Source organism: Endozoicomonas sp. 8E (genome assembly GCF_032883915.1).
Classification (GTDB): domain Bacteria; phylum Pseudomonadota; class Gammaproteobacteria; order Pseudomonadales; family Endozoicomonadaceae; genus Endozoicomonas_A.
On sequence record NZ_CP120717.1, the window covers coordinates 5,041,407 to 5,055,519 of the forward strand.

Annotated in this window: 14 protein-coding genes; 7 read left to right on the forward strand and 7 right to left on the reverse strand. The window is 46.4% G+C overall.

Annotated features, from left to right (window positions below; translation table 11 throughout):
• The first annotated feature begins 22 nt into the window (after positions 1-22).
• Together P6910_RS17000 and P6910_RS17005 are read left to right on the forward strand one after the other, a co-directional pair.
• A complete protein-coding gene (locus tag P6910_RS17000; protein WP_317142464.1) occupies positions 23-2,137 on the forward strand; it encodes a hypothetical protein in 2,115 nt (704 codons plus the stop codon).
• A gap of 70 nt (positions 2,138-2,207) precedes the next feature.
• Positions 2,208-4,361 (forward strand): PABP-interacting PAM2 motif-containing protein, encoded by a 2,154-nt coding sequence (locus P6910_RS17005; RefSeq protein ID WP_317142465.1) that lies wholly within the window; start codon positions 2,208-2,210, stop codon positions 4,359-4,361.
• A 145-nt stretch (positions 4,362-4,506) separates the two neighbouring features.
• On the opposite strand, the gene P6910_RS17010 is transcribed toward P6910_RS17005, so the two are convergent.
• Positions 4,507-4,911 (reverse strand): IS5 family transposase, encoded by a 405-nt coding sequence (locus tag P6910_RS17010; RefSeq protein WP_317142466.1) that lies wholly within the window; start codon positions 4,909-4,911, stop codon positions 4,507-4,509.
• Between the two features lie 280 nt (positions 4,912-5,191).
• Positions 5,192-6,115 (reverse strand): metallophosphoesterase, encoded by a 924-nt coding sequence (locus P6910_RS17015; protein ID WP_317142467.1) that lies wholly within the window; start codon positions 6,113-6,115, stop codon positions 5,192-5,194.
• A 238-nt stretch (positions 6,116-6,353) separates the two neighbouring features.
• Here P6910_RS17015 and P6910_RS17020 point away from each other — a divergent pair, with 238 nt between their 5' ends.
• The 4 genes from P6910_RS17020 (at position 6,354) to P6910_RS17035 (ending at position 8,793) form a co-directional block, all read left to right on the forward strand.
• Positions 6,354-6,512 (forward strand): hypothetical protein, encoded by a 159-nt coding sequence (locus P6910_RS17020; RefSeq protein WP_317142468.1) that lies wholly within the window; start codon positions 6,354-6,356, stop codon positions 6,510-6,512.
• Between the two features lie 24 nt (positions 6,513-6,536).
• Positions 6,537-6,983: a hypothetical protein gene (locus P6910_RS17025; RefSeq protein ID WP_317142469.1), complete on the forward strand. Its 447-nt coding sequence runs from the start codon at positions 6,537-6,539 to the stop codon at positions 6,981-6,983.
• Positions 6,967-7,146, forward strand: coding sequence for a hypothetical protein (locus tag P6910_RS17030; protein ID WP_317142470.1), 180 nt, complete (start codon positions 6,967-6,969; stop codon positions 7,144-7,146). Before P6910_RS17025 ends, P6910_RS17030 begins: the two co-directional genes overlap by 17 nt.
• Before the next feature lie 327 nt (positions 7,147-7,473).
• Entirely contained in the window at positions 7,474-8,793 is a 1,320-nt protein-coding gene (locus tag P6910_RS17035) for a tyrosine-type recombinase/integrase (RefSeq protein WP_317142471.1), read from the forward strand.
• On the opposite strand, the gene P6910_RS17040 is transcribed toward P6910_RS17035, so the two are convergent.
• From P6910_RS17040 to P6910_RS17055, 4 genes are all read right to left on the reverse strand, one after another.
• Positions 8,790-11,057: a hypothetical protein gene (locus P6910_RS17040; protein ID WP_317142472.1), complete on the reverse strand. Its 2,268-nt coding sequence runs from the start codon at positions 11,055-11,057 to the stop codon at positions 8,790-8,792. The genes P6910_RS17035 and P6910_RS17040 overlap by 4 nt on opposite strands.
• A gap of 22 nt (positions 11,058-11,079) precedes the next feature.
• Positions 11,080-11,274 carry a hypothetical protein gene (locus P6910_RS17045; RefSeq protein ID WP_317142473.1) on the reverse strand — a complete coding sequence of 65 codons (195 nt, stop codon included), beginning with the start codon at positions 11,272-11,274 and terminating at the stop codon, positions 11,080-11,082.
• A gap of 54 nt (positions 11,275-11,328) precedes the next feature.
• The gene (locus P6910_RS17050) at positions 11,329-11,487 is read right to left on the reverse strand and encodes a hypothetical protein (protein ID WP_317142474.1); all 159 of its coding nucleotides are present in this window, start codon (positions 11,485-11,487) and stop codon (positions 11,329-11,331) included.
• A gap of 156 nt (positions 11,488-11,643) precedes the next feature.
• On the reverse strand, positions 11,644-11,964 hold the full coding sequence (locus tag P6910_RS17055; RefSeq protein ID WP_317142475.1) for a hypothetical protein: 321 nt from the start codon (positions 11,962-11,964) through the stop codon (positions 11,644-11,646).
• Between the two features lie 18 nt (positions 11,965-11,982).
• On the opposite strand from P6910_RS17055, the gene P6910_RS17060 reads away from it, so the two are divergent.
• The gene (locus P6910_RS17060; RefSeq protein ID WP_317142476.1) at positions 11,983-13,641 is read left to right on the forward strand and encodes a hypothetical protein; all 1,659 of its coding nucleotides are present in this window, start codon (positions 11,983-11,985) and stop codon (positions 13,639-13,641) included.
• 25 nt (positions 13,642-13,666) lie between these two features.
• Here P6910_RS17060 and P6910_RS17065 read toward each other — a convergent pair whose 3' ends face one another.
• A complete protein-coding gene (locus P6910_RS17065) occupies positions 13,667-14,086 on the reverse strand; it encodes a DUF805 domain-containing protein (protein WP_317142477.1) in 420 nt (139 codons plus the stop codon).
• Between the last annotated feature and the right edge of the window lie 27 nt (positions 14,087-14,113).

Below are 14,113 nucleotides of genomic sequence, written 5' to 3' on the forward strand. Positions count from 1 at the left end.
TTCCCTGGAAGTTTTGATTGCCATGAGTTACGGATTTATACCAACAGCCAGCGCCGCAACCAATACGACATCGCAACCGTCACAGAATACTGCGTCAGGTTCAGAGCATACCTCTAACCTTAACCCTGATGCTCCAGTGTTCATTCCACGTGCTGAACGTGTTCAACGTATTGATGATCATTCGAACGCATTCACAACTATTTCAGGCAGGCGGGTCACCGCAGATGAAACCCTTGCCCCCCGGACATTTCACCAAAGGACGGATGTTCCCTGTCCTGAAGCCATTAAAGAAGAGATCAACAAGGCTTTCGAAGCACTGACAAATAAAAAATTCATAGATGCAGAAGCAGCATTCCGGCTCATCTTAGACAAAAACGAGAGCAGCTTAAGTAAGTTCGAGCACCAGAACCTGGTCATTGGGCTTGCAAGGTCTCTAAAAGAGCAAACCTACACAAAACAGAAAGAGGCCTGCTCTTGTCTGGAAGAACTCAGGTCGAAAGCACCGCTCAATGACTTCGGGGCCTCGACCATTCATAACCTTGACCTGACCCTGAGCCGATGTGAAGAGGCGCTGGGGCAGTATATTGATGCTGAAAAACGACTTTCGAGACTGAGGAACAAAAAGCCTGATGCCGATGAGCAGTCCCTGTGCGAGCCTTCTGACAATTTTGACGCTGATATTGCCAATGAACGACTATGGCAGCTTATGGAAAAGCACACACTGGCTGAAACACTGCTGATAAAACTGGGAGCAAAGCTGATGTCCCAGTTGCATTTGACCTCATTCGCTCCCACTGTCAAGACACTGCATAGAAACCTTCATACCGTAAATCTCGCTCTGGCAAGACACTGGCAGGTAATGGGCAAACACAAATGGGCTGAAAGCATGCTGCTGAGCATGGCTCGCAAGCACCCCGATGACAGTGAGGAGATCCTGTGCAGGCCCTCTGGAAAAAATGATATTGATCTGGCTCTGGCACTACTCTGGGAATTGATGGGTCAATACGAACGGACTGAAAGACTGCTGCTGAATCTGATTGGCAAGCACCCTGATAACGGGGAGGATATCCCGTTCCAGCCCTCTGGAAAATATGATTTTTATCTGGCTCTGGCACGACTCTGGCAGATAATGAGCCAAGATAAACGGACTGAAAGGCTGCTGCTGAAGATGAGTGGCAAGCGTCTTGATAACAGTGAGGAGATCCTGTGCAAGCCTTGTGGGAATTATAATACTGACATGGCTCTGGTGCGACACTGGCAGATATCAGGCCAACATGAACGAGCTGAAAGACTGCTGCTAAACATGACTGGCATGAATCCCGGTGACGACGAGGAGACCCTGTGCCAGGCCAGTGGGTATTGTAGTATTGATCTGACTCTGGTGCGACACTGGCAGCTGATCGGCAAACAAAAACTGGCTGAAAAACGGCTGCTGAACATGAGTGGTAAGTGCCCCGCTGACAGTGAGGAGAATCTGTGCAAGACCACTGGCAGAAATGCTATTGATCTGGCGCTGGCAATACTCTGGCAAGTCACGGGTAATCATGAACGGAGTGAAAGACTGCTGCTGAGTATGAGTGGCAAGTCCATCGATGACAGTGAGGACAACCTGTTCAGACCTTCCGGAAATCAAGAGCTGGATCTGGCCCTGGCTCGAACCTGGCAAAAGGCTGGCAACTATGAGTCAGCAGAAAAACTGCTTTGTCGTTGCTTCGCCTTGTATCATTCGGATGAATGTGCATCAGCACTATTGTGTTTATCGATTGGACAATCAGTGTTTATGGAAAGGATGGCCCGGTATCCGGACAGCGCCAATAAACTGGTGGCAGCTTCCTTACACTATTTCAATCTGGCTTGTCGGCAAATAATAAAGGATGGCCCGAAGTCAGGAGACGATAACCTTAACAAGGCTCTTGCGCTTGTTGAATCAGCATTGGAGAAGTACCCTCCGAGTGCAGGCGCTTTTTCGCAAAAGGCACACTGCCTGAGAATGATGGGTGCAGCAGAGCCTGTATGGCGGGAACTGTTCCTAAAATCAACATCCCTTGACCCTTTTCGTGCAGTGAAGGACAAAAACGACTGCTGGCGAAGCACGGAATCAGCCGCCCTCCAGAAGATAAGAGACCTCACAGACTAAATGGATCAAGATGAACTTTTATCTCCGTTAGCTGTCCAAGAGCATAGTTTTTCAGCAGAGTTTGATTGCTATGAGTTACGGATTACCGCCAGTCAAGAGCACCGCAGCCCATTCGAGCGCTGACGTTGGCTTGGGTGCTACCAGTTCAACAACAAAAAGTAAATACACCTTAAACCCAAAAGCTCCAGTATTTGTTCCACGTGCTCAGCGTGTTCATGAGCATTCGGTCAAACTCTCAAACATTAAAGACCGACAGGCAGCGGCATTCCAAACGCTTTTAGCCCAGACACTTACGCAATGGAGGGAGCCAACAGACTCTGCGGATATTACAGGCAGAATCAATGATGCTTACAAAGAACTGAGAACACGAAAATTCATCAATGCAGAAACAGCATTCCGGGACATTTTAAACGAATACGAGCAGACACTGAGTACATTAGACTACCAGAACGCTACCATAGGACTTGCAAGGTCGCTAAGAGAGCAAACCCGAAAAAAACGCCTGGAAGCCTGCACTCTTCTGGAAAAACTCAGGTTGACTGGATCGTTTACCGAGTTCGGGGCTTCCACCATCCATCACCTTGATCTGACCCTGAGCCGATGTGAACAGGCACTGGGAAAATACCTTGAAGCTGAAACACGACTTATAGCGCTGAGGAACCTGAAGCCCGATGCCGATGTTCAGGCACTGTGCAAGCCTTCTGGCAATTTTGACGCAGATATTACTAATGCCCGACTGTGGCAGTTTATGGAAAAAAACACGCTGACTGAAACACTCCTGATGAACATGGGAACAGCACTGTTTACAGAGCTGCAATCAAATCGGTCCACTGTCAGTTCACAAAAACGGCACAGCTATCTCCATACCGTAAATCTGGCTCTGGCACGAAACTGGCAAGTGACGGGCAAATATGAATGGGCTGAAAACCTGCTGCTTAGCATGATTCTTAAACATCCCAATACCAGTGAGGAGATCCTGTGCAGCCCCTCTGTGCATCGTGACATTGACCTGGCTCTGGTGCGTGTCTGGCAGATGATGGGCAAACCTGAACGCACTGAAAGACTGCTGCTGAACATGGGTGGCAAGCACCCCGATGACAGCGAAGAAAGCCTGTGTAAGCCCTGTCCACATCATGAGATTAATTTGGCTCTGGCACGACTCTGGCAAGAGATGGACAAACATGAAATGACCGGAAAGTTGCTGCTGAACATGAGCAACAAGCATCCCGATGACAGTGAAGAAAGCCTCTGCAAACCTTGTGGGAACCATAGCACTGACCTCGCTCTGGCAAGATACTGGGAATTAATAGACAAACATGCACTCAGTGAAAAGCTGTTGCTGAACATGAGTGGCAGGAACCCCGATGATAGTGAAGAAATCCTGTGCAGGCCCTCCGGGCATCATGATATTGATCTGACGTTGTTGCGACACTGGGATCTGGAGGGCAAACATAAACTGGCTGAAAAGCTGGTACTGAACATGAGTGGCAAACACCTCTGCGACAGTTTGGAAAAGCTGTGCGAGCCCTCTGGGCAACATGACATTGACCTGGCCCTGGCATGCATCTGGCAGGTGACGGGCAGAAATGAACTGGCTGAAAGACTGCTGCTGAAAGTGATCGACAAGGATCCCCTGGCCAGTGAGGACATTCTGTGTGAACCCTCTGGTCACCATGCTATTGACCTCGCTCTGCTTCACCTCTGGGAGGCGGCAGGCAGACATGGACTGGTTGAAAGACTACTCTGGCGTTGCCGTGAATTTTATCATTCGGATGAATTTCAATTATCTCTGTTATGTCTGTACGCCGGGCAATCGGGATTTATGGAGATGGTTAGCCATTATCCTGAAAGTGCCAACACATTGCTGGTAACCTCGATCCATTATTTCAATCTGGCTTGTGAACAGATCACCAATGATGACCTCAAGTCAGGAAAGGATAATCTCAATAAAGCTCTTCAATATGTGGAATCAGCTTTGGAGAAGTACCCCCTGAATGCGGGCGCTCATTCACAAAAAGCCCACTGTCTCAGAATGATGGGCGCCAGTGAGGAGGTATGGCGGGCCTATTTCGATAAAGCCAGCTTACTTGACTCCAGCCGCGCACATAAGAATAAAAATTCTTCCTGGCGAAGCTGCGAATCCGATGCTCTTCAGAAAATGTTAAGTCTCAAAGAGCAAATAAATAAACATGAACCTTTATGCCCGTCAGATTCAGAGGCATAGCCAGGAAGATTAAATTGCTATGAATAACGGATTACCACCCACAACCAGCGCTGCGACCAGATCGACATCGCAACCTCTACAGCATCGTGTTTCAGGTTCTGACGGTACTGCAACAAAGCGTCCATCTGCCATAGACCCGAAAGCTTCAGTGTTTACTCAACGTGCCCCGGAGCATTGGAACAGACCCTCCAATATCAGAGACCGGCAAACAACTGTAAGCCAATATCCGTTTTTTTGGAGCACCGTGTTGATGAACACGGGTGATTGATCCGTCAACCATGAGGTATTCCATATCACAATCCTGACTCAGTTCTTCAAAGACTTGATTCCATATTCCTTTCGAGCTCCAGCGACTGAATCGGTTGTATATATTGTGCCAATCACCGAACTCTTCAGGCATGTCTCTCCAAGGTGCTCCGGTACGAGCAAGCCAGAGAATCGACTCAATGAATAACCTGTTGTCAGCTGTTGGCCCGGGGTCAGAGACTTTACCCGGCAGCATGTCTTTGATCCGATCCCATTGTCCATCTTTGAGTACTGTGCGAGTCATAACAAACCTAAATGCCATACTCTAGATCACTTTTAGGTGTCTTTCCGGTCAGGTTACTGATGTTTTTATCTGTTTGGTCGGTTGGATAAGAACGCCCCCTAGCGAAAGCTGCAAAAAAGCCAGCGTAAAGCCATATCTCGAAAGTTAATTGATCATTTTTCTCTGATCTTCTGTCCGTATTTCATCTTGCGAATCTCATGGCTCAGTCGACTGTGGGCTACTGCATTTTCTTGTAAGCTCTCCCCTTCCCGATAAGCTGATATAATCACAATAATTTCTGCTACTGATCCCGATCAACCCAGACAAAATGGCTGTTATCCAAAACTGTCTCTCCCCGCCATCGGTAGGCAGCCAGACGACCTCCTTTCTTCGCGACTCCATAATCAACACAGGCCACGTAGTCAGATAACCTTTGGGGTAAGCCAGATAGCCAGTAGTGACCGATAAATACCGGAACCGGATCATGGTAATGAAAACGTCGAGTTTCAACAGGTATGTCTGGTAAAGATCCCACGCCCGGACCAATAGCCACATCAGCCAGGGTTTTAGCCTTTTTATCCCACCAGCGAATACGTGAAGCCGTGCGCTCTTTTCCGTCTTTATCTTTAAAGCGGATACCATCGGGCAGATCAATTTCAGCGCCCTTTAACAGGTACTCAATGGCAGTGTAGAGCGGGTGTGTTTTATTGGATGCCAATGCATAAGCTTCAGGTAGCAGACAGTTTCTGTCATCCAGCCAGGGTAGAGCCAGCTCCAGACTTTCCTGATGCCAGCAGGCATGAACTAACCGGATACCACCAAGATCGAGAAATACCGGAAGCGTCTTGAACCACTCAATAGCCTCTCTATGCTGAGGTGATCCCAGCGGAAATTCATCCAGAAAAGCCTGGTGAGCTTTCTGGTTGCCAGGTTTGCTATGTGACCGAAGGTATTCCCCTTTCTTTGATGGATCTGGAGTGGCATAACAGATCGCATTGAATTCATGATTACCCATCACTGCCAGCGCTGCTCCAGACGCTACCATTGAACGACAGATATTGATTGTTCGCTGCTCCTGAGTTCCACGATCAATCAAATCACCAAGAAATACGGCTTTCCTCTCTGAGTGGGCAAATACCCCATCTATCCTTTTATATCCCATTTTTTGCAACAGGGCTTCAAGCTCTCCGGCCTGTCCATGTATGTCACCGATTAAATCGTACATAGTCCTCCCTGAACGACAGTTCACTGCTATCAAATAAGTTCGAGACTGATATGCGCGTCATTCTGATGAATGAAATCCCAGACTTCTTATCAGCATTAATTTCATATTTATCAGCATAAGACAGTGGACACCTTCTGCATAGCACTCTCTACCCTCAATAGCACCCAGACTGATAGCAAGCAAAAACAGAAGCCGATAAAATCAACCTTTAATAAATACAAAACAATGGGGCCAGGGCATGCTGGAAGGAATTTCATTCAGTTTTCTGCCATTTAACTGGAGTGGCGTATCCGGTGTATCTGATAAACTGATGACTCTGCTAACTCTGGTATTACTCCTGAGTCTGCGTCAGGGTGCCCACTCTATTCGTGAAACAGCCCTGAGCAGGCATGCCTAACTACTGCGCTGGGCCATGGGAGAGATGGAAAAGATCAAGTCTGATATCAATACACTTCGATCCATTTACCCTGAACAAAATACACTGGCCAACCAAGCGCAATGGCATCGATCAGCCCAAAAGGTTTTCGTGACTCTTCAGCGTCTCAGTTATATGGCAGAACATAAACTGATTCCTAAAAAGCACTTTCGGGAAATGTGGGGACCAACTGTTCTGCAATGCTGGTACTTGCTCGAAAATTGGATCAAGGATAAAAGAGAGAGTAACGGGGAGCCAGCCGAGTCGGAAAAGGGAGCCTATTCTCGCAAAGATTTTGAGTCATATGCCCTCTATTGTAAGCAAAAACTGCCAACATCTTTAACCAACCGACTGGCAGAGATTTACAAACGCACTAACTCTGATAGTCGATATCTGATAGTCGATAGCCCACCTAACCTTGCGATTCAAAGACACCATGCGACGACTGGTTGAAAAAGGAAAATTAACTGAGGAAGAAAGGTTCACCTTTCACGCCATGAAAGCCAAAGGCGTATCGGATCACGAAGAACAATACTCAGGACACAAGACCCTGAAAGGCGGAAAAATCTATATCAGAAAGGCTCCCAAAGTGAAGGGAAGCAGCACTAAAAAGTGAACGACAGCCACTATTTAAACAAGTGTTTTGTTCTGACTTTTGTTCACACACAGCGTTTTTGTAGGGGTAAAAAAGAGGATACAGCACGTAACCCCTTGATTTTATTGGCGCTCCCTGGAGGATTCGAACCTCCGACCTGCCCCTTAGGAGCACCTTATAACCAGTCGCTATAAATATTATAGCGTCTCATTATTAGCCTGAAAGCCTTGATATTACTTAGCTATCGCCTATTATAGTGTCTCAGTGCATCTCATAAAGTACCACCAAAGCGCACGAGATACCTACACCCATACCTACACCTCTTTTGGGTGAAAAAGTGATATAACAATGAGTAATATAACTGACATGGAAGCCCGAAGCCTGAAAGACGGGCAGACAATTACAGAGAAGCTTGGCCGTAATCGTGGCACTTTTCTCATTCGTCGTCGAGGGCAGAGTTATATTGCTTTCTATCGCTACTTTTCTGGAAAAACCAAGCGGGAGATCTCTCTTGGCTCCTATCGCTATTCAGCATCTGCGGCTGGCTTCTCTCTCAAAGAGATACGGGAGAAAGCCATCAACCTGGCCAACATTCGTCAGGCGATAGCACCTGCAGACCTTAAATCCCACCTTGAGAAACAAGCTGAAGAACAACAGCAGCAAATACAGTTAGAGGCACAAAAAGGCTCTTTCGCCGACCTTCTTGATGCTTACTTAGATGATTTACGAAAACGGGGTAAAGACAAAGAGCGGGAATACAGCCGTATTGTCCAGAAAGATATTAAAGATCCCTATCCAAACCTTGCCGGGAAAAAAGCCAAGGATGTTACAGCAGACGACATTGTGACTATTCTGGCCAAAGTCCATAACCGAGGCTCAGAAAATCAAGCCAACTGTGTCAGGGCCATGCTGCATGCAGCCTTCTCTTTTGGATCAAAGAGCGACTACGACCATACCCGGGTTGGAGAGAAGCGGTTCTACCTCACCCACAACCCGGTAGCTATGACCAAGAAAAATACCCAGGTAGAAAAGAGCCGAGTTCGGGTATTAAATAACCGGGAAATCCACCAACTCTGGCATAACATCAAATATGCCCCTGAAGTGGGTATTGTCATCAGCCTGTGTATTCAATTCCTCATTGCAACCGGTGGCCAACGCCCCAGCCAGTTACTCAGGGCAAAGTGGGTAGACTATGACTTTGAAAGAAACTGCGTATCCTTTGAAAACAAAAAACGGAAAGGTGAAGCACTGATCCACACCATACCCCTGACTCGCCGTGCCCTTGATATCATCGCCGAAGTCAGGGAGTACACATCCCACCTGCCTTGGCCTTTTGCATTTCAGGAAGCAGCCCCTGTCAGAACCGATAGCCTGTCCACTGCACTTGACCGCTGGCATCGCTACCGTATCAAACTATGTGAACAGAGCGGAGATGTACTGACCGCAAGATACACACCGAGTTGCCTGAGGGATACAGCCAAGTCCCTGATGATAGATGCAGGCATTAATCGAGAAGTACGCAACCTGATCCAGAGCCACCAACTGACCGGAGTCGACTATGAACATTACGATCGTCACGAACACCTGTCAGAAAAACGTGAGGGAATGGAGCGTTATGATGGGCTTCTATCCAACATTCTTACAATTCCAAAGCCCCCAAGATACTAAAGGCCAAATTTCCTCTGCAAATAGGCTAAAACTTTTGAAGATCGCCACTTATAGGCAATAGACCAACAATCTTCACTCTTACCATCAATCACAACAGTTTTATAAATATTGCCTTTGTTTTGGTTTGACTCAGCCATCATCGTAAAAGCGTCAACGGCATCAATCTCAGCAGCGAGCATAAAGGGCGTATACCCTTCCACTGGAGACATTTGAGGCGCATTTGGGTTTGCTCCGTTTTCCAATAAAATAGAAACTATCTGAAGCAATTTTGCCCTATTTAACCTATCGATAAGCTTTTTATAACCCGAGACCAGAAGCGCATTGAGAAGATTTCTTTCCCAAGTCCCGTCAGCTTCAAGCAATGAGTTTTTAAAATCAGCTACGTCTCTGTGGTCAACTCCTGAAGCCCCAGCTGCATGCCTGCGAATAGACTCCAAAGTGGCCGAATGATTTTCAAATAGGCGTTTTATATCGAGACCAATACAGTACTCAGGCCTCTCCAGCATAGAAAAATACGTCATACATTGATAAAGAGGTGTCTGCAACACCGTTTGAGCCCTCATATCAGGCTCCGCCCCCATCAAAATAACCTGCCGAACTATGTCAGGATCAGAAGTTTCAACCGCACAGCTTAAAGGTGTCATGCGCTTCTTATCCGTTCTTGCATTAATGGTACTTTTATCGTGCTTTACATCTTTGAGCAATTCATAACAGCTCCTATCACCCGTTTCATTGATTTCAGCGATTGCAGACAGAATAGGTGAATCATTTGAGTCAGAAAGAATATCAGGAGAGGCCCCTTTATTGATCAGTTCCTTAACATATTCTGGTTTATTTATCTCAACAAACCAGTTCAACTGAGACATCTTTTTCTTCCAGGTAGCACCCACTTTTATCTTACGATCAACAGTTTTCAAATAAGGTGTTAGTTCCAGCTCCTCTTGCCCAACAATAAGTGGTCCCAATCGAACATTTGATTTTTCCTCTGAATTATCCTCAGAAAAGTGTGCTGTCTTTGGAAATATCTGTTGGTATTGGTCTGCCCATTGCTGCATCTCCCAATCCTCAACCACACCATTTTTTGCCTTATTAAAAGAGCCAGCATCGACCAGCAATTGAAACAAATTAAAAGAAATTGCCTGCTGTTTAAGCTTTTTTAGTAAAGCTTTTTTACCACCAAGTTTGGCTGCGGCCACCAGTGCTTCTTTAATTATTGCTACCTGATTCTCACCAGCACAGTAAATAGACTTGTGAAACGCTTGTTTATAATGCTCTACAGCTGAACACAGATCCCCTGTGAACAAATACCATCTTGCATAATGCCAATCGAACCAGTAACTCGTAATAGATCCAGGGTCAAAATGATTGAGGATGCTTTCAAATTCTTCCAACTTACGTAAAGCATTCTCCTTATCGCCTGCCTGTCGTTTAACAGTCAACGATAAGAGTGCGGCCAACTCAACACCAGCCACTGCCAATGGCCTTAAGTGAAGAACCTTCTGACAATGCTCATCCTTTATCAATCGGACATAATTTAGATTTGTTCGTCCAGCCCACAAATATTCTCTGAGAATTTCAAGCAAATTAATCCCTTTCAATGCTTTAGAAAACCAAACGATACTCCTGGCTATTAACATCCAAACTATGAAACTTTCTAATAACACCTTCTGGTTAGCGCTTGTGACCAATTTACCAATACGACAAATACTTCCAAGCAACGGCAGCTCATCTCCAGACTTCCATTTTCTTATCTGATCCTTGTCTCGTTTATCAAGCCTTTGAATACGCGCTGACACTTCATCATCACATTGCTCAAGCCACTCAAAAATCACCTCTATAGGCCTTGCACCGGATGCAACCAAAAAATGAGGCCTTGGCCCAGTCCATTGTTCATAGAGCTTTACCAGAAAACAAGCCCCTTTCCATGCAAAGAAATGTTTGGTCAAAATTGGTAATGCCTGATCCCTGGAAATACCATCCAAACCGACTTCAAGCACCAAAGCAACATAATCGTTAAGGAAGCAGGTTACCTCTTCCGCAATCATGACCCCAAATCCAGATGTAACCTTAGCTCCCAACTCATTCTTAAAATTATTATCTATAAATCTGTCTTTCAGCCCTGCATCATGCTCGCCTTCACGAGCAAACTTATCCAGCGCCCGGTCGGATGCCTTCACATCCAGCGATACAGCCAGTCCCCTGAGAACCTCCCCTGGGTTTGGGTATGGGCTTTTAAAATTGAATTCTTTATCTTTACTTCCCACTGCAAATAACCTGCCTCTATAGTCAACTCAAACCACGAATACGACTTCTGAAATTGAAATAAGCTCTCACATCACTGGGAGTGCCCGGCACAGCTAGTTTTTTACCTGCTGGTGAAATCACTTTGCCGTGTTTTTTACCACCTTGGTAAATCCAACCGAGCTTCAATAGATCCATAACCAGCTTTTCTATTCTTCTGTCTTTACTGATATGCTTCATACCTTCATCCCTGATGGTGAGCGTCCCTGCCCACCCTACATCAAACGACTACGCCTATTCTTTATCTGTGCCGGAGTTTCTTGTTGCTGCCCGCTGAGCTCTGGACGAGAAACTATCTTTCGATACCCTACCACCATTAGCCTTGGCCTCACTGCTCTGAATTCTTGCAGCAGCTTCAGAAGTCATCGGTGTTTTTTGCTTTGAATTAGCCATTGTAAAACCTCTATCAGTTCAAATAAAAATTGCTCAAAGGAGCAGGAATCACTCTACTCAAGAAGTCACATACTGTCGGCAAGGCAAATGGTCCAAAAACTTTCAAAAATGCGATGCCCAACATTGAGTCCACAGCAGGTTAGGGCTTTAGGCAGATTACCTCAAAGGTTTACCGACTCTGGAGACATGATCAAAGCTGAAAACATGCTCAACCGGGTTTTCATCACACCGGCCCACGAGCCTTCCAGGAAAATGAAAACCACCTCGAGCCACCCGAACCGTCCCATTGCATACAGGGCAGTCACCGCTATAAAGCACGAGAGCTATCCGGCGATGGCTATAAATCCCATCCTGATCCTTCTCCCGACGATATTCCAATAGCCAGTACTCACGACATGTCAGAGTCATCCAGTCCGGGGCCATAGCCACTCGTTTATCAAACATCCGATAAAGAAAGCCAAGGTACAAACAGGACATGCTGGGCCTGTTTCAGGATTGGCAGGAGTCGAAACTGGAAGCGACCTACATCCACAGGCTGGAGCAGGAGGCGGAAGGGTTACACCTAATGATGGGGGCGGAAAGGGAAAGGCGAAGGCAAAGGGACAGCGAAAATGGCTGACGAGGCAAGAGTACGTCGCCAAACAACTCAAAGAAAAAGGGATAGAACCCTCTAAGCCACAACCAAAAACAAAAAAAGACTGGCTCAAGGATTTACCAAAAGGGTGGGTGATCCCAGCCAAGGCCAAACAACCATGGTATAAAACCGAGCAGTCAGCGAACACCGCCAGAAAGATTAAAGAAAAACAAGGTCAACTTTTTGAGGTTGATACTTTTGGTGAGGGGTATGCACTGGTTCCTGTTGCAGCCAAAGAAGAAACGGGTAAACTTAAACTAGCACCCAACGGTAAACCATGGCCTGTTCGGGGTGGGGCACAAACCCAGGCGAATATTTATAACAGCAGCAACAAACACCCCAACTACCGAGTAGTCGAACTTAATAACAATAAGGGCTTTGCTCTCAGGGAGGTAACCCACCTTGTCGAAGGAAAAGAACCCCAAACCACCAACGTTCCATCTAAGCCTAAGAGCGATGGCGGCGTGGAGGGCGGACAGCCTGAGAAAAGAAATAATGGGCGAGGAACCTTTGTCGCCGGACGTGTTTCTGAAACTGTGGCGCGAGAAACTGAAAAAGAAAGCGGAGGAAAGCAGCAGACGAGTACAACTAGTCGAGGATTTTCTCTCCAGCGTAGACTCGCCGAAGCAGGAATAGCCATTCCAGAAATCAGTGATGCTCAGTTTGCGGCAATGGAGTCTGTGAGGGGCAAAGACTCTGAGTTGGGGCACGTTTTCGATTTATATTATGCGCGGGCAGAAGCTATAGCTGACGAAACAGGGTTTTCTCAGCGTATGGCGCTACGTTATGCTATCGCAGAAGATCGACTAATCAAGGAAACCGACAAGTCGATTGAGGGCGGAGAAACCACCCGAGAGGAAGAAATAGAGCAGTACCTCGCAGAGCAACGCCAGCAAGAACTACAGGCCGATGAACAACTCAGCGATGACACTAACCAGTTTTACGATGATATAACCGCCAACTTTGTTGACCAGTTAACCGTTGACCAGAATGAGCAAAAGCAAGACCTTGACGGGTACGAAAAGGTATTACCTTTCATTAACAGTGCCACCAAGTTCAGGGCCTCTGCTTATGAAAACATCCAGCAACTTTATCTCAAGTGGGCATCGGCCTCGCACCCTACTTTTGAATTCCACTTAACCCCCAAGGATGACCCTAAGCTCGGGGCATTCAAGGAGCTGCCAGCCAAACGGGACCGTGATGGTCGTATTACCCGCAAAGCAAAAAAACTGCCATTTATGGGGGTTACCGGAACCAAGCGTTTTTTTGATTCTGCGGATCAGGCCCAACAATGCGCCGAAAAACCAACCACAACTGCCAAGACAGGCGATTCACTAGAAAATAAACTTTGCGTTCAACTGGACAAGCTCAAGGGAAAAAATCAATGGACCACTACTCCCACCAAAGACATACGACACCCAGATAATTTGAGATTATTTCCGTGTTCCGTGCAGCTTAAATACTGGCTAACCCTTTCTATTGTGGCCTTTTCAAGCATTAGCTACCATTCAAAACAGTGAGCAAAAGCTGATCGATGCAAATGAATTATGACAAGGGTCGGTTACCATACTCGTTGTCCGGCTGGGAGTCCTGTAATAGAAAAACCAGCATCACAATCCAACCAATCACTGGAATTAAATAGATCAACTGCCACCAACCTGAACGATCTGTGTCGTGAAGCCTGCGAGCGGTAATGGCAATGCCGGGAACCAGTACGGTCAAACAATACAAAGCAAAAAACAGCCCGGCCCCACCAAAGGCGTCCAATCCCCCTGCTACCAGATAGAACAACAAATAGAACAAGTAATACATCCAGTAGGCCTTTCTGGAGGCTCTACCATTAAATTCTGCGTACTTACGGAATGCGTCGATAAAATATTCCATCATCTTTCTCAATATGGACAGGAATATGTACGAAATTTTATCAAAAAAATGTCGTTCAAAATGATCGCCCGTCAAAGGCATATACATATTTTCATACAGGTAATTTTA